We start from the raw sequence: 19,476 nt of genomic DNA on the forward strand, positions 1-19,476 counted from the left end.
CTTATCCTTATGGAAACAAATCAAAATACAGATTTTGTTTAATCTATTGTTCCTTTCTGTCTAAAAAGGTCAACACAAATCACTCCTCACAAAAGAGAGGAAAATTAACACCATTTTTCACAAGAAAAACGACTCTACAACTTTTTACTTTTTGTCTTCTGAAGTAGAGTAGAAAGATTCATTACCAAAAAGTTCATCGCAATTACCGTTTCCGAGGTCTCAGGTAGTTTGGCCATCACTCGACCAAGACTAAATTTCCTCTTTCCCTGTCCGAATTTACCCTCAATGGCATTACGCACTCTTTCATCTGAGCGTGCCTCTTTCTTTTTTTCTTTGCTCACCTCTTTCGGCGGTCTTCCCAATCGGGGACCACTCATTCTTATATCCCTTTCTTTACAATAAGCTCGATTCGCTTTTGTTCGATAGATTTTATCCACATGAACCGATTCCGGATAACATCCTGTTTCCCTTTTATATTCTTCTATTCGCGCTTGTAAATCTCCCGATTCGTTGTAATTATCCCAACTTAATTTGTCTAAGAAGACAAAGCCATTCACATTACTTGCCGATATTTTAGCTCCAAACTCTACTGCTTTTCCCGCTTTTCCACGCACTATTGGACGCACGTGAGGTTGGCTTACACTCACAATTCTGTTTTCTACTTTATTTGTCTTTTTTTCATACATTTCTAACTGTTGCTCATACACTTTTCCTATCGTTACAAGCTCTTCTTGCTCTTTTTTCGTTAGTTTTTCTAACTTTGCTCCCTCTTCTATCATTTTTTCTATATCAGACAAGTTTCTTTTTATATATCCTAGTTGTTTTTTTGTTCCTTTTCTTCTTTCTTTTTTTGACACACGACGTTTTTTTGCTATGGCTAAGTACTCTTTTCTTGCCACTTCCCTATAAGTCCTCGGCTTTTCTTTCCTTTTCTCTTTTATTTCTTCATACAGCTTATCTATTATTTTTTCTGTTTTTTCTCTGGCATCATTCAATATTCCTATATCCGTTGGATATTTTATATCTGCTGGTGTACAAGTCGCATCTAACAATAACTTTCCTTCATTTTCTTTTTTTTCTGACGCTACACCCGTCGCTTTTTTTTCTATTTCTTTATTAATTTTATTTATTAATTCCATTCCTATTTTTTTACGAAAATGAACCATCATTGACGCATTAAATGCTTCTTTGCTACTATAGCTTTCCATTCCTATAAAGTACTGTAAATAAGGGTTCTCTTTTATTTGTTCTACTGTTTCTCTGTCACTTTTTCCTGAAATTTCTTTGATAATTAATGCTCCTAATGCCATTCTAAATGATTTGGCTGGGGCTCCTTTTTTTTCTGTGAAGTTTTTTGCATATTCTTCCTCATATTCTTCCCAAAGAATCATTTTTGACATTTCTATCCAACGATTTTCTTCGTCTAACTGCCCGCCGAACAGATTTTTCAAGTTTTCTGGTGTTTCAATTGAGTACTGTTGCTTTCGGTACATCTGCTTTCTCTCTTCTTAATGCAATGGTTTTGAGGCATTCTACCCTATTTTCGTGCATTCTAGCGGTTCTTAATTCGCCTACTATTTTTCTCCGTAAAGGTTTCAGCTTTTTTCAGCAAGCCCGAATTAATGTCGGCGGCGGCTATCGAAATTGGTTGGCGCGAAAAATCGCCCCTCGCGAAAACAGTCCGTACCTGTCGAAAGTTGCTGAAAGTGGAGGCGGCTCTCTGGACGTTTGTCTATAGAGAGGGGGTGGAACCGACGAATAATTCAGCACAACGAGCTTTGCGACCAGCCGTAATTTGGCGTAACCTCAGCTTTGGTTCTCAGTCTCAAGCGGGGAGTGAGTTTGTGTCGAGAATGCTGACAGTCAATCATTCGTTGAAATTACAAGGGCGTTCTGTCTTAGATTTTCTGACGCAATCATGTCTAGCGGCTCGACTAGGGGAGCAGCCTCCTTCTCTAATTCCTTTTGTTCAGGAGCCCGCCGTCTCAAATCCTAGACCCTTGATTTTTTTGTAGGCTATTGGACGGTTACAGTAATGACATTCTTGTTTGTCGTTACAGTCCCCCTAAACATTACGATGGTCGGAAAGTTTTTTCGTCTCAATTGCTACCATTTTTTCCCTAATGCCATTCTCAGCCTTGCAAAATCTGGAAAAAGTTTTAAAGAATCGGATAAACCCTAAAGTTACTTGTATGCTGCAAAGGAGAATATTATTAATCTCCCAAGGAGTACAAGCATGGCCAAAATTAAAGTTGCCATTAATGGATTTGGACGTATTGGCAGATTAGTCTTTCGGGCAGGTCTGAATAATCCCGATATCGAATTTGTAGGCATTAACGATCTGGTTCCCTCTGATAACATTGCCTATTTACTGAAATACGATTCTACTCATGGACGCTGTGATAAGGCGATCGCCGCCACCAGTGAAGGCATTACCGTAGAGGGAAAATTAATCCCCTGTGTCTCCCTTAGAAATCCAGAAGAATTACCTTGGAAAGATCTCGGTGTTGACTATGTGGTGGAATCAACTGGTCTATTTACCACCTTTGACTCAGCCTCTAAACATATTGCCGCCGGAGCTAAACGGGTTGTCCTTTCTGCACCGACGAAAGATCCCGAAAAAGTTCCAACCTACGTGGTCGGTGTTAATCACCATCTCTATAACCCCAGCACTGATGTCATTGTCTCTAATGCCAGTTGCACGACCAATTGTTTAGCTCCCATTGCCAAGGTCATCAATGATAATTTTGGGTTAGCAGAAGGGTTAATGACCACTGTTCATGCCATGACTGCCACCCAACCCACCGTTGATGGCCCCAGTAAAAAAGATTGGCGTGGTGGACGAGGTGCGACCCAAAATATCATTCCGTCTTCTACAGGAGCGGCTAAAGCCGTTACGTTGGTAATTCCTGAACTCAAAGGCAAATTAACAGGTATGGCTTTTCGGGTTCCCACCCCTGATGTGTCTGCGGTAGATTTGACCTTTAAAACAGAAAAGGCCACCAGTTACGCTGACATTTGTGCCGCGATGAAAGCCGCTTCCGAAGGCCCCATGCAGGGAATTCTGGGTTATACCGAGGATGATGTGGTTTCTAGCGATTTCATCACCGATCCCCATTCCAGCATTTTCGATGCCAAGGCGGGGATGGGACTCAATGCCAATTTTTTCAAAGTGGTTTCATGGTACGACAATGAGTGGGGTTATTCCTGCCGGATGTTAGATCTCATGTTGGCGATGGCTGCCCAGGAAAGTTAACGGGTTGCCCATTCTCTTCCTGTTTAATGCCACTTTGTACAGGATGAGATTGTTGATAGGGATTTATCCTTATCAGGGGTTGGGAGGATCAATAATTTAATCCTCTCGATCGCCATAATCCTCTGCTGATTCAGGTTCCAGTTCCCAGCGATCAAGATCGCGTTCCAAAAAATCGGGTAAGGTTTGCACCGGTTGACCATCGGCACTGGGAATGCCCATCGAAATCAGTAGATCTTCCGTCACATTTTGATCGGGAGTGGGATTACTCCCCCCAACCGCTTCTTCTCCTCCCACTTCGGCATCATACCAATCATCATCAAGCTCTCCTCCAGTTAGATTGGTATTGGAAAGATGGGGTTTACGAATTTGTTGGATCGCCCTGCCCAGACCCGTATCTCGATCTGTTAAACCATCGAAAAAAATATTAGATTGATCACTTTCTGTCAGATCAGCAAACAAAGTTTCTGCTTCTGATTCTCTAGATTGCCAATGATCCATCTCCATAAAATTGGGCTGAATCATAATTATTCCCTCCGAGTCTTTTTGCCAAAGACCTTATTGATAGATATTTTTTTATCTGTTTTGATCGTAAACAATTTCAGGACAGTCTGAATCAATTGTGTCAAAAGTTAACAACTTTCCCTCAGAAAAGTTTACAATCGGGAGAATTCTTGATCTTTAATTCAATCTTTAATTTATTTCACCATGACCGATTCCCTTTCCGATGAACAGTACAAAGTTAAGATGCAACGCCGTAAGGAAGTTCAAGATCAACGGTTAGCTCAAGCGACAGCTAATCAGGGTTTGATTATTGTTCATACGGGTAACGGCAAGGGTAAAACCACCGCCGCCTTGGGCATGGTACTCCGATCCCTGGGTCATGGGTTTCGGGTGGCGATCGTGCAGTTTATTAAGGGAGCTTGGGAACCGGCAGAAAAAGCAGCCTTTAGTCCCTGGTCTGAACAAATTGAATTTTTGGCCATGGGAGAAGGTTTTACCTGGGAAACTCAGGATCGAGAACGGGACAAGGCCAATGCCTTAGCGGCTTGGGAAAAGGGACTCAGTTATATTACCGATCCAGCCGTAAAGTTAGTCCTACTGGATGAAATTAATGTGGCTCTGGGTTTAGGTTATCTAGACGTTGAGGTAATTCTAGCGGGATTAGCCCAAAAGCCGGAGGATTGTCATGTTATTTTAACGGGCCGCAATGCCCCACCGGAATTAATTGAAAAAGCGGATTTGGTCACGGAAATGAAATTAATTAAACATCCCCTACGAGAACAAAATATTAAAGCCCAAGCCGGTATTGAATATTAGGAAAAGGAGGCTCGAAATTGGGTTTCTAGATAAACTAAAAGGGCATTAATATCAGCAGGATTAACGCCGCCAATACGGGTTGCTTGGCCGACGGTCAGAGGTTGAACCTTGGTTAGTTTTTCCCTGGCTTCCATTGATAGAGTGGCGATCGCCATATAGTTCATATTTTGGGGTAAACGACGATGACTATGGCGACTCACTTGTTCAATTTGTTGCTGTTGCCGTTTGATATAGCCGGAATATTTAATTTCAATTTCGACCCCTTCTTTGACCACTTTATCCAAATCGGGATTGCCCAGTTGATACTGTTCTAAATTGCTGTAATGAAAACCAGGACGACGTAATAAATCGGCAAGGTTAATCGATCCTTTAATTTTTTGTTCCGTATCGGCGGCGATCGCCAGACCAATGGCATCCTGTTCCTTAATGCGGGTTTCATGAAGACGTTCTTTTTCCGCAATCATTTGGGTTTGTTTATCTTGAAATAATTGCCAACGGTGATCGTCAATTAAGCCTAATTCGCGACCCAGGGGCGTTAACCGTTGATCGGCATTATCGGAACGTAAAATCAGCCGATATTCAGAACGACTGGTCAACATTCGATAGGGTTCTCGTAAATCTTTGGTGCAAAGATCATCAATTAAGGTTCCAAGATAACTTTCCTCACGGGAAAAAATTTGTAGGGGTAAATCTTGGCAAAATCGCGCTGCATTAATCCCTGCCACAATGCCCTGGGCCGCTGCTTCTTCGTAACCCGTTGTCCCGTTAATTTGGCCTGCACAAAAAAGTCCAGCCAATTTTTTCGTCATCAGACTGGGATAGCATTGGGTGGCCGGTAAATAATCGTATTCCACCGCATAGGCAGGCCGTAACATCACACAATTTTCTAGACCCGGCAAAGTATGCAACATGGCTAACTGAATATTTTCGGGTAATCCAGTAGAAAAACCTTGAATATAAAGTTCGGGAATGTCCCGTCCCTCTGGCTCAATAAAAATTTGGTGACTCTCCTTATCGGCAAAGCGCACAATTTTATCCTCAATGGAAGGACAATAGCGCGGCCCTTTAGAGTCAATAAAACCGCCATAGATGGGGGACAAATGCAAATTATCCCGAATTAATTGGTGAGTAGCCGCAGTGGTACGGGTGAGATAGCAATTCATTTGCTCCCGCTCTACCCAGGCAGTGGGATCAAAGCTAAACCAACGCACTTCGGGATCTGGCGGTTGGGGTTCGAGTTGGCTATAGTCAACCGATCGCCGATCCACCCTGGCTGGGGTTCCTGTTTTCAAGCGTCCCGTTTCAAAACCCAAGTCTGCTAAAGTTTCCGTCAGTCCAATGGCCGCAAATTCTCCCGCCCGGCCCGCACTCATCGATTTATCCCCAATCCAAATTTTGCCTCCTAAAAAGGTTCCAGTCGTGAGTATTACCGCTTTTGCTTGAAAACAAGTGCCAAAGTAAGTTTGTATGCCTACCACGTCATCGTTATCGCCCAGGACTAAATCTGTCACCATGCCTTCCCGTAGGCTCAAATTTTCCTGGTTTTCTACCAGGGTTTTCATGATGGCAGCATATTCCCGTTTATCAGTTTGCGCCCGTAAGGCCCAGACGGCTGGCCCCCTAGAAATATTTAAAACTCGTTTTTGTAAATAAGTGCGATCGGCCATTTTGCCAATTTCACCGCCCAGGGCATCCACTTCATGAGTTAACTGAGACTTGGCAGGGCCACCAACCGCCGGATTACAGGGTTGCCAGGCAATGCGATCCAAGTTTAGGGTTAACATCAAAGTCCGACAGCCTAACCGTGCCGCAGCCAGAGCCGCTTCACAACCTGCATGGCCAGCACCGACTACAACAACATCAAAACTATCTTGGAATTCGACGGGCATTCTGAGCGTCATGGCTCTCACGGGAAATGAATAGAAGGCATTGTTTATTTTAGCAGGTCTGCTTTCGGGCTAGATTTTACGGTGGGGCGGCCAGCAGGGCAAACGCATCAAAATTAAATTCTAGACTCTTTATTTGACAAGCCTTTTAGCATTTCATAAAAAATCAATAATGATTGCTGAAACAGCAATTCTAAATTTGCGCTGTAGCAAGAGTTTCAGGTTTTAGTTCGCGTAATACGGGGTAAAATTCAACGGGATTAACAAGTTCATTTTACGAGTCTTCAGGCTTTTAGGCGCAATAGTACATACAGGATTGCCCCAAAAACCCCCTTTGAAATGTTCTTTAAATCCCTAAAAGGCTTGCTGTGTCTAAAACTGAGAATTGCTGTTGCTGAAACCTTTACCTAGCCTATCGTTCAAAAATAAGATGCGTTTGCCCTGAGGCGGCCAGCAATTCTAAATTTAAGGCGAGGTAAGGGTTGTAGAAAAAAAGGATAATGGGAAAAGACAACAAAGTAGGAGGACGAAAAGATGCAAGGAATAATCAGTATGGGCGGTCTGATAGCTTACTTGGTAGCAAGTATAGAGAAAATGAAAGACCCTCGTCAACCTAGTCCAAATACAACCTACAGCCTAAAAGATGCGGTACTAGGTGGTTTCAGCCTTTTTCTAATGCAATGTGAATCATTCTTAGAACATCCTAGGGCGTGTCATCAATCAGGGCGAACGCATCTAAAAATGATACAGATACAAGAACATTATAGAGGGATGGATAAGGGAAAATAAGGGAAAGTGCATAGAAAACAAAAGCGATGAAACTCCGACCCAAATATAGACTGGTAGAACACTTTGCCGAAATAGATGACCCTCGCATCGAACGAACAAAACGGCATAAACTCATTGATATTCTAACGATTGCCATCTTAGCCGTCATTTGTGGAGCAGAAGGTTGGGTAGCCATGGAAAGTTTCGGCAAGGCTAAACATCAATGGCTAAAAAAAATTTTGGAATTGCCAAATGGCATCCCCTCCCACGATACGTTTGCGCGTGTATTTGCTAGTCTGAATCCAGAGCAATTTCAAGACTGTTTTCTGCATTGGGTCAAAAGTATAGCGGAGGTAAGTGAAGGGGAAGTGATAGCGATTGACGGCAAAACCCTTCGCCACTCCTATGATAATGCCAACGGAAAGGGCGCAATTCAGATGGTAAGTGCATGGGCAACAGCAAATCGTCTAGTACTAGGACAGTGCAAGGTGGAAAGCAAATCGAATGAAATCACGGCGATACCCAAACTCCTGAAAATGCTAGAGGTCAAAGGTTGTATCGTAACGATTGATGCCATGGGAACTCAGACAAAGATTGCCCAACAGATAGTAGGGCGAGGGGGAGATTATGTTTTGGCATTGAAAGGCAATCAAGGTAATCTATGTGAGGATGTTGAACAATTATTTGCTCATGCTCAATCGGTTAATTTTGCGGGAATTAAGCATGATTTTCATCAAACAATAGACAAGGGACATGGACGGATTGAAATTCGCCGTTGCTGGACGATGGAACAAACAGAATTTTTGCTGGGTGGGGAGAAATGGGCAAAGTTGACGAGCATCTGTATGATTAAAGCGGAGAGACGATTGAAAGACAAAACAGAGTATGAGACCCGCTACTATATCAGTAGCCTGCCGAGTAATGCTCAAAAATTATCCCAATCTGTTCGTAGTCATTGGTTGATAGAAAACTCTTTACATTGGGTTCTAGACTTGGCCTTCAACGAGGATGCTTGTCGCATTCGTAAGGATTTTGCTCCTGAGAATTTAGCCGTCTTACGCCATATCGCTCTTAACTTGCTCACAAAGGAAAATACTCTGAAACTTGGTATCAAGAATAAACGGCTACGCGCTGGTTGGGACGAGGACTATCTCCTTAAGGTTTTACTCGGATAAGATGCGTTTGCCCTGTGTCATCAATTAAGGCTCTTGACATTAGTGGACAATTATGCTGTTCAAGTGGAGCTACGCTAACCATATAACTGATGCTGCCAGATAGATGCCTCCTAGAAAATTGGCTGAGCGCTTGTCGTAACGAGTCGCAAGCGCACGGTATTGTTTGAGTTTCGCAAAGAAGTTTTCGACTAAATGGCGGGCTTTATACAAAAATGTATCATAAGGGCGAGGTTCTTTTCGATTACTTTTCGAGGGTATCACAGGCACTATCCCTTTTTCTTCTAAAACCTTAATGACTCTCTCGTCTGCGTCATAGGCTTTGTCCCCTAGCATCGCTTCTGCTTCCACGTTAGGCAACAAAACATCGGCTCCGTCTAAATCACAGGCTTGACCCGGCGTTAGAAAAAAAGAGACCGGATTCCCCAATGCGTCCACTACTGCATGGATTTTCGTACTTAATCCTCCTTTACTCCTTCCTATATCTTCTTTCTCTGCACTACTGTTTTTTGCTCCTGCACTGTGTTGATGCGCTCTCACAATCGTTGCATCTATCATTGCGTATTCATTATCGGCATCCTCTGCTAAATGCTTAAATACCTTTTCCCACACCCCTGATTTCGTCCATCGCGTAAACCGCGTGTGAATCCCTCGAAAATCTCCAAACTCTTCGGGCAAGTCTCTCCAAGGAATTCCCGCTCTATATCGATATAATACGGCTTCGACAAACAAACGATTATCTTTGGCCGTTACTCCCACATCTCCCTCTTTTCCGGGCAATAGCTCTTTGATTCTTTCCCATTGGTCATCCCGTAACGCATAACGCCTTGTCATATTCACACCTCTCTTCAATGTATATTTTGTCATTTAATACTCTGTGCATTATTTGCCACTAATGTCAACACCCCTAATTGATGACACGCCCTAGGAGTATCCAATTGCGAATTAACTCATTCACTAACTCAGGTGTATCATCATGGGGACAATGACCTGAATTGAGATAATGCTCTGTTAATTGGGGATAGTGCTGACGGAATTTTTCTCCTCGTTCCCTCGTTCGCATCCAGGGATCTCCTTCTCCCCAAATCATTAATAAAGGAGCCTGTAAACGCCCTAACAGTTGATCGACTGTTTCTCCCTGGGGAGTTTTAAATACTGAGGCAAAAACCTGGGCGGCTCCGCGATCGCAGGAGGGTTGATAAATTTCCGCGACTAGGCGATCAGTAATTGCGTCTTGATTCACATAAACCTTTTCCAGGGTTTTACGAATATTGCGCGGACGACGAACATACTGAAAAAGCAGATAACTAACCCAGGGTTGTAACAAAATTAGCTTGCCGAGTTTCTGTAACCAATTTGGCTCCAAATTAACCCGACTTTCTTGAAAGGGGCCCGCACTATTGAGCAAAATAACACCGGCTATCTGTTCTGGTGAATTGGCTGCCACCGCAAGAGCCGCATAACCTCCCAGGGAATTACCGGCAATAACAGCAGGCTTACCGATGACTTCTCGAATAAAATCCGTCAACTGTTCTTGCCACAGGTCTCCCCCATAGGCCAAATCCGGTTTAGCCGATCGCCCAAAGCCCAATAAGTCGATCGCCCAAACCTGAAAATCCTTTTGTAACTCAACAATATTTTTGCGCCAGTGGTCAGTAGAAGCCCCAAAACCGTGAACTAATAAGAGAGGGGGACGTTGAGAATGGGCCTGGCCCGACTGTACATAGTAGATAGAATAACCTCGCCATTGCCAGTGAGTGCCACTCAGTTGTTCCGTAAGACTAAGGGAGGTCGCTTGCATAATGTAAAGAAATGTTAAGAAGTGTAATTAATATCTTAACGTTATTTTTCCCCATTTCCCATCCTGAAACAAGCAGCTATTTTCGTGCGTCCCCTGGATTCAGACACTTAATCCTTAACGAGACAAGATCTTTTAGAAACCATGAACGCTAATCCCTTAGCTATGCTCTCAAAAGCATCCCTGGCGATCGCCGTGTTAGCCGCCATTGGGTTCAATCCTTCTCTCCAGGCCGCCAATCCCCAGCAAGTGGAGCAGTTACTCAAAACGGGTGAATGCCAGGGCTGTGATTTATCCGGTGCGAATCTCAGTGGCCAGCATTTATTGGGAGCCGATCTCCGCAATGCCAACCTCAAGGGCGCAAACCTGATCCAGACCAATTTAGAAGGGGCCGATCTCACCGGAGCCAATCTAGAAGGGGCAAATTTGACTGCTTCCTTTGCCACTAATGCCACGATGACCTTGGCGAATTTAGATCGGGCCAATCTCAGCCAAGCTCAACTCTATGATACCGATGTTCAAGGAGCGTCAATGGTCGCACTCATTCTTGATAATACCAATATTTTTAATACGGGAATTGGTATTGGTGGTGGTGAAGAAACGCCCTAACAATTGAGAAGCGACAAGCTTTAACAAGCAATATTTTTTGTGGAACAGGCATCTTGTCTCAGCTTCATCATAGACGAGTAGCAGGGTGTCCGTTCCATATTAATACTGTTCTGTTTGATTTTAAAGTGACAAGGGTTGTTGGCATAATCACAATTTCTGCTTACTTTAATCTTTAATGATCGCTAAATTTGGCAAATTTGGACGTAGCAGCAAATAGGTTAAGGGGCCAAATAAGGGGATAAATGCGAGTAGAAACCAAGGCCACTTAACGTTAATATTGCGACGGCGTAGATCATCTTTAAGTAGAACGGAAAAGAGAAAAGATAAATAGCAAAAATCCATACTCATTACCGCTAAGAAACGACTGTTTTGCCATTGAAAAACAAAATCACTCCAATCTCCTTGCCATAATCCAAAACTAACTAAGGCGATCGCACTCAGCATTAGAATTGCGCCTAGAATCTTAGAGTCATATAGTTTGAGTTGCCAATCCAGTGGGCCGGTAAATAGGGGATTATCTTTGCGAAGAATCAAGTAAGGCAAGAGGACAAAAGCTCCTAGGAAAAAGGAACCAATCACAAAGGGATAAGCAGGTATTTTCTGTCCACGCCCGTCAGCAAATAGAATAGCAGCATAGCAAAAAGGCCAAATTCCCATGAGATTAAATAGGGTAATAATCCAAGCATTGATTCCTTGCCATTGGCCAGTGGATAAATTAATAATGAGAGTTAGGGTTTCTGGATGATCAGGGGGCGCGAAAAAGAAAGCATAGACCAGTAAACTCACCCAAAGAATAGTTAAGCTAAGGGGACGTAAGAAATTGACATTCAAGATCAATAGAGGCAAGGGTTTAAACTCCTTTTATAAACATTGAAAGTATAGCAATGGACAGTTTGATTATGACATTCAAACTTTTGGGGCAAGGGGCTTAAGCCCCTTGTTAATGTCCTAACTATTATGGCAACGGCTATATATTAACTAATATTAATCTCACTTTAAAATTATCACTTTATTTTCTGATTTTCTCTAAATAAACTCTCAGAGATAAGCCGATTCTTTTGTTTACTTAATTAGGACATATAGGTTAACAAAGCTGTTCCTATTTTAAATTAGTATGGCGAACCATCTTTGTGATTGAATTGCCATTTCCCAGCAACGAAAATCGCTTGCAAATCGTCATCGGGATAGACTACCGAATCTCCCACACTGCGATCGCCCACTTCCAGATAAATCACTTCTTCACTGGTACGATTAAGCAAATGATGGCCATCTCCCGTACCGGCTTTAAACCCAGCGCACATCCCAGGCGAAAGTTGAGTTTCTCCCCTATCCGTAATCAGTACGGGAAAGCCTTGCAAAATATAGATGAACTCATCTTGCTGAGAATGGGCATGACGCAACGCTGACATAGCACCAGGCAAAAGACTCGTAAGATTGACTCCGAAATTGGCAAGTCCAAACAAATCACCCAAATTCCGTTTCTCTCGACCGACTATTCTGGAAGCAAAAGGTTCTGGATAATTGGAGCGTTTGGTTCGGGGGGCAACCTCTAGGGCCGTCAATGCAATGGGGATGGCGGGTTCATCCATTGAACTACCTCATTTACCAACGGACTTGTGAATAAGCAGCTTCAGAAATGGTAGGAATTTCAGCGTAACGTCCTAAAACCGATTGGACAATGCCATAGAAACTGGCGACCAGGGTAGCAAGAAAGGCGAAGTTAAATAGGGTCTCGGTTAATAGCCCAATTCCTAAAGCAGGTAAGATAGTTTGCAGAATTAAGCCAAAGAGAGACAGCAAAATGCCAATTAAAATTGCTTGCATGGCATTAAAACGAATAAAGTGGGAAATTTTGTCGTTTCTGACGACCGCGAAGAACAGTACTAAGAAAACAATAAATGAGGCAAAGGGAAATTGATAATAAAAACTCAGAAGCGGTTCAATGGGAAGATAGATAATGGCGAGAACGGGAAATTGGTTGAAAAGGAATTTGCCAAACATAAAGGCATCTAGTAGAGGGATGATATACATCATTGCCCCAAAGATTTTGTCTTTGATATCAGTTGAACCACGCCCAGTCATTGTATTCGCTCCTGTTAATCAATAGAAAATTTGGCTAGATCAAAAGTTTGCCCCTTGAGAGGCGATCGCCCCAATGTCCTCGCAATAACGCAGAGAGACCCGTGAAGGTTAGCCGTTTTCTTTGGATTGATCATAGCTTAAAGTCGTGAAGGAACACGATTCATCGGCATGTACTATGCTAAGTTATTTCATCAACGCCTAAAACCCTTGCTGTATAAGGATTTCGGTTAAAATCATCAGTTAATTGGCATGAATATGAGTTTGACATACTCCCCCGCGTGAACAACGGGGAATTCTTATTCATAGTTCACAGAGATCCACTTACTATTGTTGGTTTCCCTTCAATGATAGAGGCAGGGCGAACGAATCTTATTTTTGAAAGGTAGGCTGGATAAGGGTTTCCGAGATCATGATTGGTTTTTTATGAAACGCTGAAAGTCTTATCAGATAAGGAGTCTAGAATTTAGATGCGTTTGCCCTGCATTTTTAAAATTTTAACAACAGTAGAAGGGCGATCGCATGTTTAAATTCAATAGGGTGAGGGCGATCGCGTTTTATTCTTTGTAATCTGCGATCGCTTTTTTATCTTTTGTTAGGGATAATCGCTCTTTTACAGAAAATTAGAATCAGCATTGTACAGATTAATTTTGCTACTTTTGGGCGCAAGCTTGCGCCCCTACGATTTTCACAAAACCTTCTGTAGGGGCGAATTGCGTTCGCCCTTGGACAATAGATGTCTTGCACAACAATTAAAGACTTTAAGTTTGTGAAAGATTTTCCAATTAGAAAACTGATCCAAAGATTGGTATCTATAATAATTTTAGGCGTTTGAGTTTTGGGCATATATTTCACTTCTGACCGTTTCAACCTCTTGATTAATCAGTTCTAAGGACAATTCATCGGTTTTGAAGTCTTCGAGAAATCCTGTTGATTTTTTATTAATCAGGTCTTTGGTAAGGGCTTGATTGAGTTGTAGTTTTTCTTGATCTGAGAGTTGTTGAACAATTTCTAAAACTTGATTAAAGTTTAGGGAGATTTGGAGATTGGCGGTTGTCATAATTGTTTGTCTAGATAAAGGATTAGGGGATTTTCAGGATTAGATTAGACTTCTTGCACAATGGCGTTTGATCCCCCTAAATCCCCCTTAAAAAGGGGGACTTTCTTGAATCTGTAAGAGGTCTATTTTGGTGGGCCAATATAACAAATTCAATTAAACACCATCCTCCCCATTCTTCCCCTCTCCCCCATCATCCCTATTCTTCCCCATCCTCCCCTTCTCCTCCATCATCCCGATCGCCCCATTCCATCCTGCTAATCCTATCATCCTAAAAATCCTGATACTGGGAGGGGAGAGGATTTGGAGACCAAAACCCTACGTTTGATGCTCTTCTTTTTGTTGTAGGAATAGCTGATAATTTCTCCGACAAGTAACCGTATTGGGATGATCAATTCCTAAACTTTGCTCACAAATAGCTAAGGCTTCTAGGAAAAGGGGTTCGGCTTCGCTATCTTTCCCTTGCGTTCGGTACAGTTCTGCCAAGTTGTTGAGCCCTGTAGCTAATTCAGGATGATTGGGCGGTAAACTAGCTCGATCAATGGTTAAGGCTTCTTGATAAAGAGGGGCGGCTTCGTTATCTTTCCCTTGCGATTTGTACAGTAATGCCAAGTTATTGAGGTGAGTCGCTAATTGAGGATGATTGGGCGGTAAACTGGCTCGAACAATGCTTAAGGCTTCTTGGTAAAGAGGTTCGGCTTCGTTATCTTTCCCTTGCGATTCATACAGTAATGCCAAGTTGTTGAGGTCTCTGGCTAAATAGGGATGATTGGGCGGTAAACTGGCTCGATCAATAGCTAAGGCTTCTTGGAAAAGGGGTTCGGCTTCGCTATATTTCCCTTGCGAATAGTACAGTGATGCCAAGTTGTTGAGGTAACTGGCTAATAGGGGAGAATTGGGCGATAAACTGGCTCGACCGATGGTTAAGGCTTTTAGGTAAAGGGGTTCAGCTTCGCTATCTTTCCCTTGCGATTTGTACAGTAATGCCAAGTTGTTGAGAGTGGTGGCAATAGCAGGATGTTGGGCAGGGAGCCGATCTTGGGCGATAGTACGGGCTTTTTGATACCAATATTCGGCTTGGGGATAATCTACCAGGTTTTCATAAAAATAAGCTAGGCGGTTAGAGGGTTGAATAATATTATCTTCATCCATAATATCCCCTATCCAAACTTCAGCGACTTCGGTGATATGGGGTAAGGCAGGACGCAGGGCTTCGAGTTGTTGCACTGTTGAACGATATTCAATTTTTTGGGCTTCTTGGATGATGGCTTGGACTAAACCTTTTCGATAATCGGGATCAATTTGTTGGGTCGCTTTCCCCCGTAGATATTGCTGAAGGAGCGGATGAATTTTATAACTCGGAAGCGTGTTATCTTCAATTTCAAGAAAATGAAAACGGATTAAGATTTGACGTAAATCCTGTAAATCTGAGTTAATAAAATTTAATTTTTCTGTATTAAGCGGACTGGTTTGCTCCTTGGGAATTGGGGTTGTTAAAGAATGGGAACTTTGGCTAAAAAGAGGTTTATTCAAAAAATTCCAAACTTTTTTCAAAAAACTATTCTCTGGTTTAGGCTCATTTAAAATAGCGATCGCCGACTCTACCAAATACCAAGGAATCGGTGCATAGGCAAACCAACTCAAAAAACAGGCAAAATCCTGAACCCTTGACTCCAAAATCTCCCAGGATAAATCGATCGCCGCTTTTAAACCCCGCTCTGCCACCGAGGGATCAGCCTGATTCAGCCAACCCGTCTCTAAACCCTTAGCTTGCAATTGCTGGGTGACATCGGCTAAGGTTAAACCCCGATCATTGCTGAGATAACTGCCCACCAAACTAATCGCCAAGGGTAATCGCCCCAAACGCTCACAGAGAACTTCCGCCGATCCCCTTTCCCAAACCCGTTGCTCCGATTCCGCTAAAGTTTCTAATAACTGCACCGCTTCCGACAACGGCAACACATCCAACGGTAAATCCGACACGCCAGCAAACTTAATGCGACTGGTCACCAAGACCTTAAAACGAGCATCCGTCGGCAAAAATGGCTGAATCTCGCTGTAATCTTGCTCTTTATTGACATTATCAATCACAATCAAAACGGGACTGTCCCCTGGCCAGCTTTGCCACACAGCCCGCACCTTTTCTGCGATCGCTAACCCTTCATCAATCCCCAACTGCAACGGCGATCGGCCAAAACTGACAATTTCTTCCGCAAAACCTGCCCCCACCGTCAACCACAACCGACCCTCCGCATAAAAATCCGCCTGTTCATAGGCATACTGCAAAGCCAACGCCGTTTTACCAATACCACCCATACCCGAAACCGCCGTAATCGCTAACCGTTTAGTTTCCTGTAGGCGATCGTGCAGTGTGTTTAAATCCGTTTGCCGTCCCACAAAATTGGGATTCTGAACAGGTAACTTGTAGGGAGACTTTAACTTTGTCCGCTCTCCCTTCTCAGACGACTCCACTCAATCAGGCTTACCGTGATTGATAGTAATACTGTGGGCATTGTAAGCTGTTCCTCCTTGTTCAGCCTTGGCTTGAATATTGGTATTGTTATCGCCTGAGACATTTTGGGTCATATTGCTATTGTCTTGAATTTTTCCCGCCTGAATTTGTTGGGCTAAGGTTTTGATCTCTGTGGCAAAATTCTGATCATCATCCATTGCCACATCTAAGTTTTTAGCAATGGTTTCCAATGCCTTTTTGTTTCCCTGTTCTGCTTGAGCTAAAGCCTGATCCAGTTTTTCCGACTTGCCCCGCAATCTGTCCCAAAGCTTCTTTCGCAAACTATCCATCGCGGCGATCGCTTCCGTCGTAAACTTTTTGCCTAATTCACCTGCCCCAGATTCTAAAAACTTTTGGAAAGCAAGATTAGCAATGACCGATGCTGTTAGCGTTAAGGGTTCTACCATAATGGGCTTATAAACTAGAATCTGCTTTAAATCATACCGCTTTTTCTAAAAAAGAATAACCTTTGCTTAAACTGCTGTATTAAAAACTAGGCGATCGCTTTTGGGGATGGATTTTGTAAGTGTGATCGCCTCTTATTCCCCAATCCGAGATGTTAACCAATTATCCAAATCCGCAAGCTCACCAAAATCGAGTAAAGCTTCCCCCAAATCATCCAACTGCTCAAGCGTCAAACTATTAATAACTTGAATACGGCGATCGCTAATCTTGCCAAAACGCTTAGACAATAGACGCAGAACTAACTGCGCTTCACCTTCTTGACGGCCTTCCTGACGGCCTTCCTGACGACCCTCCTGTTTAGCCTCTTGATAGACTCTTGTTTGCTTAATATCGCTCAATAAAAACATCGCTTGAATCTCCTCTCGGCTTAATTGGGCAAACTTGGAAACCAAAACCGTCTCCAATAAATCTATAATATCGCGGGTTACTAAGGGATCAGCAATTTCTGTTTTTGCTCTTTCTAATAATTGTTGGACTAAAACAGGAGCTTGAACATCTTGAGTAAGGATTAACTGAATTAATCCGACTCCAATAGAACCCGATGAAACATCCTCCAAATAGATAGGAATAATCCGACCACTATTAATCAAGTCCTGTTGGTAAAGAGTCAAAGATGTCACCTCAAAACGGCGTTGGGCAAAAAGAGCGACGGCTTTCCAATCCTGAACAGGTTTATATTGATTCAAATAGAGATTAATTTCGGCAATCAACTCCCAATAAAAATGGGTGTGACCTTTAGTTGATGAAGGAAAAGAAAAGTGTTAACATGGGATGAAAAGTGACAAAGAGGAAACAATGATGACAGCAAAACTAATTAATGTAGAGGGTTCAAAGATAAAAATAGAACTAACATTAGAACTCAGTCGTTCAATGTTGGATACAGAAATAAATATTCAAAAAGGCTTAAACGAAGTAGGTTGCATCGCCAGCAAAGAAGCCTTGAAATATTTAGATACAGATGGTTCACCCTTAAAAATCGGTGAAGAAATCTGGAAGAGTAAGGGAGAGCAACCGAAAGAATATCAAACACCTTATGGTGAGGTTATAGTGAATCGTCATGTATATCAGCGTTCACCTTTGAGGAAAAACGTATTGCCCCTTAGAAAGAGAAGCAAGGATAATCATAACATCAACGCCATTATTGGCAAAACAGGTATCCTCAAAAATGTCAGGGATGGCAGGCAAAGAGGTGAAAAATGATTTATTAGAAAATCATGGTAGAAAAGTAGCGCTATCCTATATCCAAAGATTGAGTGAAGCAGTAGGAAGTGTGGTACAGGCAAAAGAAGAAGCGTGGAGTTATGCCCCGCCCAAGGAGGATAGCCAAATTGCAACAGTGGGAATAGGATTAGATGGAACCTGTATGCTGATGTGTGAGGATGGCTACCGTGAAGCAATGGTGGGAACCGTTTCCCTATACGATAGTGAAGGCGAACGTCAACCTACAATCTATCTAGGTGCGGCACCAGAGTATGGAAAAAAGAGTTTTCTAGAAAGATTAGAAAGAGAAATTGAGCGAGCGAAAAACCGTTATCCAGAGGCAACATTGGTCGGGATAGCAGACGGGGCAGAATCAAATTGGAAGTTTTTAGAAAAGCAAACGGAAGAACAGATATTAGATTTCTATCATGCCTCTGGTTACTTAGGTGCCTTGGCAGAAGCGTTGCATCCGAATACCGTGTCAAAACAAAAAGAATGGTTGACTGAAAATTGTCGAGAACTCAAGCATGAAAAAGGAAAAGCAGGAGAACTGCTAAATCTGATGAAAGAAGTCAAAGAAGAAAAAAGTCATTCTAAGAATCTTACCGAGAAACTACAAGCGGCGATTACTTATTACGAGAATCATCAGCATCAAATGGATTATGCTGAATACATAGAGAAAAAGTATCCGATTGGTTCAGGTGTTACGGAAGCAGCTTGTAAGACGTTGGTCAAACAACGATTATGTTGTTCAGGGATGCGATGGAAGGAAAAAGGAGCAGGAATTATTTTGAGCCTACGAGCTTTGGTATTGACCAAGGAACGATGGAGTCAATTTTGGGCAAAACTTGATCAATATGGGTTCCCTGTAGAACCCTGATTACAACAGCTTTTATCAACTAAAGGTCGCACCCATAAAAATCAGACTTACTTTGAAATTGTACCTCAACAAAATAGATGGGCTTATCTTCTCGATCTGGTATGAAAATTCCGTCAAAACGAAAAGCCTTTTCCTTAATCTCCCTAGACGTAAACTGATAATATTCAGCATTAACGATCGGCTCTCCTAATAGTTCAAACAGCAGAGGCTTAAAGGTTAGGAATAATTGGTAAAAGATCGTGTCAGTACGCATAGTATCCCAGAAGGGCAGATCACAAAAAAGGCAATCAATATTTCATTGTACCTCCTCTAAGATTAGTTTCTATTATTTTTTGAAAAGCTTGGCAGGGCGAACGCATCTAAAAATGATACAGATACAAGAACATTATAGAGGGATGGATAAGGGAAAATAAGGGAAAGTGCATAGAAAACAAAAGCGATGAAACTCCGACCCAAATATAGACTGGTAGAACACTT

Annotated in this window: 16 protein-coding genes and 3 pseudogenes; 6 read left to right on the forward strand and 13 right to left on the reverse strand. The window is 42.5% G+C overall.

The window, feature by feature from the left end:
* Positions 1–155: 155 nt before the first annotated feature.
* Positions 156–1,493, reverse strand: a pseudogene (locus KA717_08555) (IS5 family transposase).
* 159 nt (positions 1,494–1,652) lie between these two features.
* Between KA717_08555 and KA717_08560 the strand changes: the two are divergent.
* Together KA717_08560 and gap are read left to right on the forward strand one after the other, a co-directional pair.
* Positions 1,653–2,015 (forward strand): annotated as a pseudogene (locus KA717_08560) (transposase).
* A gap of 221 nt (positions 2,016–2,236) precedes the next feature.
* Positions 2,237–3,256 (forward strand): type I glyceraldehyde-3-phosphate dehydrogenase, encoded by a 1,020-nt coding sequence (gene gap, locus KA717_08565; GenBank protein UXE62751.1) that lies wholly within the window; start codon positions 2,237–2,239, stop codon positions 3,254–3,256.
* Between the two features lie 96 nt (positions 3,257–3,352).
* Here the strand turns inward: gap and KA717_08570 are convergent, their stop codons facing one another.
* Positions 3,353–3,778 carry a DUF6335 family protein gene (locus KA717_08570; protein ID UXE62752.1) on the reverse strand — a complete coding sequence of 142 codons (426 nt, stop codon included), beginning with the start codon at positions 3,776–3,778 and terminating at the stop codon, positions 3,353–3,355.
* 183 nt (positions 3,779–3,961) lie between these two features.
* Between KA717_08570 and cobO the strand changes: the two genes are divergently transcribed.
* The gene (gene cobO / locus KA717_08575; protein UXE62753.1) at positions 3,962–4,573 is read left to right on the forward strand and encodes a cob(I)yrinic acid a,c-diamide adenosyltransferase; all 612 of its coding nucleotides are present in this window, start codon (positions 3,962–3,964) and stop codon (positions 4,571–4,573) included.
* Here the strand turns inward: cobO and mnmG are convergent.
* Positions 4,570–6,474, reverse strand: a complete 1,905-nt coding sequence (gene mnmG / locus KA717_08580) for a tRNA uridine-5-carboxymethylaminomethyl(34) synthesis enzyme MnmG (protein UXE62754.1) — start codon at positions 6,472–6,474, stop codon at positions 4,570–4,572. The two genes, cobO and mnmG, sit on opposite strands and share 4 nt — an antisense overlap.
* An 800-nt stretch (positions 6,475–7,274) precedes the next feature.
* Between mnmG and KA717_08585 the strand changes: the two genes are divergently transcribed.
* On the forward strand, positions 7,275–8,402 hold the full coding sequence (locus KA717_08585) for an ISAs1 family transposase (protein UXE62755.1): 1,128 nt from the start codon (positions 7,275–7,277) through the stop codon (positions 8,400–8,402).
* Positions 8,403–8,471: 69 nt separating this feature from the next.
* Here the strand turns inward: KA717_08585 and KA717_08590 are convergent, their stop codons facing one another.
* Positions 8,472–9,233 (reverse strand): IS5 family transposase, encoded by a 762-nt coding sequence (locus KA717_08590; protein ID UXE64599.1) that lies wholly within the window; start codon positions 9,231–9,233, stop codon positions 8,472–8,474.
* Positions 9,234–9,306: 73 nt separating this feature from the next.
* Entirely contained in the window at positions 9,307–10,200 is an 894-nt protein-coding gene (locus KA717_08595) for an alpha/beta fold hydrolase (protein ID UXE62756.1), read from the reverse strand.
* A gap of 141 nt (positions 10,201–10,341) precedes the next feature.
* Here KA717_08595 and KA717_08600 point away from each other — a divergent pair, with 141 nt between their 5' ends.
* Positions 10,342–10,806 carry a pentapeptide repeat-containing protein gene (locus KA717_08600; protein ID UXE62757.1) on the forward strand — a complete coding sequence of 155 codons (465 nt, stop codon included), beginning with the start codon at positions 10,342–10,344 and terminating at the stop codon, positions 10,804–10,806.
* Between the two features lie 165 nt (positions 10,807–10,971).
* Here KA717_08600 and KA717_08605 read toward each other — a convergent pair whose 3' ends face one another.
* From KA717_08605 to KA717_08635, 7 genes are all read right to left on the reverse strand, one after another.
* Positions 10,972–11,652 carry a PLDc N-terminal domain-containing protein gene (locus tag KA717_08605; protein UXE62758.1) on the reverse strand — a complete coding sequence of 227 codons (681 nt, stop codon included), beginning with the start codon at positions 11,650–11,652 and terminating at the stop codon, positions 10,972–10,974.
* Between the two features lie 263 nt (positions 11,653–11,915).
* On the reverse strand, positions 11,916–12,395 hold the full coding sequence (locus tag KA717_08610; protein UXE62759.1) for a cupin domain-containing protein: 480 nt from the start codon (positions 12,393–12,395) through the stop codon (positions 11,916–11,918).
* A 13-nt stretch (positions 12,396–12,408) separates the two neighbouring features.
* The gene (locus KA717_08615) at positions 12,409–12,888 is read right to left on the reverse strand and encodes a hypothetical protein (protein UXE62760.1); all 480 of its coding nucleotides are present in this window, start codon (positions 12,886–12,888) and stop codon (positions 12,409–12,411) included.
* An 820-nt stretch (positions 12,889–13,708) separates the two neighbouring features.
* The gene (locus KA717_08620; protein UXE62761.1) at positions 13,709–13,945 is read right to left on the reverse strand and encodes a hypothetical protein; all 237 of its coding nucleotides are present in this window, start codon (positions 13,943–13,945) and stop codon (positions 13,709–13,711) included.
* Between the two features lie 315 nt (positions 13,946–14,260).
* A complete protein-coding gene (locus tag KA717_08625) occupies positions 14,261–16,414 on the reverse strand; it encodes a tetratricopeptide repeat protein (GenBank protein ID UXE62762.1) in 2,154 nt (717 codons plus the stop codon).
* A complete protein-coding gene (locus KA717_08630) occupies positions 16,415–16,861 on the reverse strand; it encodes a hypothetical protein (GenBank protein UXE62763.1) in 447 nt (148 codons plus the stop codon).
* A 132-nt stretch (positions 16,862–16,993) separates the two neighbouring features.
* Entirely contained in the window at positions 16,994–17,605 is a 612-nt protein-coding gene (locus KA717_08635) for a DUF2887 domain-containing protein (protein ID UXE62764.1), read from the reverse strand.
* A 112-nt stretch (positions 17,606–17,717) separates the two neighbouring features.
* Here KA717_08635 and KA717_08640 point away from each other — a divergent pair.
* A pseudogene (locus KA717_08640) lies at positions 17,718–18,999 on the forward strand (ISKra4 family transposase).
* A gap of 19 nt (positions 19,000–19,018) precedes the next feature.
* Here the strand turns inward: KA717_08640 and KA717_08645 are convergent.
* Positions 19,019–19,252, reverse strand: a complete 234-nt coding sequence (locus KA717_08645) for an Rpn family recombination-promoting nuclease/putative transposase (GenBank protein ID UXE62765.1) — start codon at positions 19,250–19,252, stop codon at positions 19,019–19,021.
* Positions 19,253–19,476 lie beyond the last annotated feature (224 nt).

The sequence above is a fragment of the Woronichinia naegeliana WA131 genome (assembly GCA_025370055.1).
Classification (GTDB): domain Bacteria; phylum Cyanobacteriota; class Cyanobacteriia; order Cyanobacteriales; family Microcystaceae; genus Woronichinia; species Woronichinia naegeliana.

Coding starts and splice junctions, on each gene's coding strand:
- KA717_08615 (UXE62760.1), bottom strand. CDS start 12,888: ATGACTGGGCGTGGTTCAACTGATATCAAAGACAAAATCTTTGGGGCA.
- KA717_08610 (UXE62759.1), bottom strand. CDS start 12,395: ATGGATGAACCCGCCATCCCCATTGCATTGACGGCCCTAGAGGTTGCC.
- KA717_08595 (UXE62756.1), bottom strand. CDS start 10,200: ATGCAAGCGACCTCCCTTAGTCTTACGGAACAACTGAGTGGCACTCAC.
- KA717_08645 (UXE62765.1), bottom strand. CDS start 19,252: ATGCGTACTGACACGATCTTTTACCAATTATTCCTAACCTTTAAGCCT.
- KA717_08585 (UXE62755.1), top strand. CDS start 7,275: ATGAAACTCCGACCCAAATATAGACTGGTAGAACACTTTGCCGAAATA.
- KA717_08600 (UXE62757.1), top strand. CDS start 10,342: ATGAACGCTAATCCCTTAGCTATGCTCTCAAAAGCATCCCTGGCGATC.
- KA717_08570 (UXE62752.1), bottom strand. CDS start 3,778: ATGATTCAGCCCAATTTTATGGAGATGGATCATTGGCAATCTAGAGAA.
- KA717_08620 (UXE62761.1), bottom strand. CDS start 13,945: ATGACAACCGCCAATCTCCAAATCTCCCTAAACTTTAATCAAGTTTTA.
- gap (UXE62751.1), top strand. CDS start 2,237: ATGGCCAAAATTAAAGTTGCCATTAATGGATTTGGACGTATTGGCAGA.
- KA717_08590 (UXE64599.1), bottom strand. CDS start 9,233: ATGACAAGGCGTTATGCGTTACGGGATGACCAATGGGAAAGAATCAAA.
- cobO (UXE62753.1), top strand. CDS start 3,962: ATGACCGATTCCCTTTCCGATGAACAGTACAAAGTTAAGATGCAACGC.
- KA717_08630 (UXE62763.1), bottom strand. CDS start 16,861: ATGGTAGAACCCTTAACGCTAACAGCATCGGTCATTGCTAATCTTGCT.
- mnmG (UXE62754.1), bottom strand. CDS start 6,474: ATGACGCTCAGAATGCCCGTCGAATTCCAAGATAGTTTTGATGTTGTT.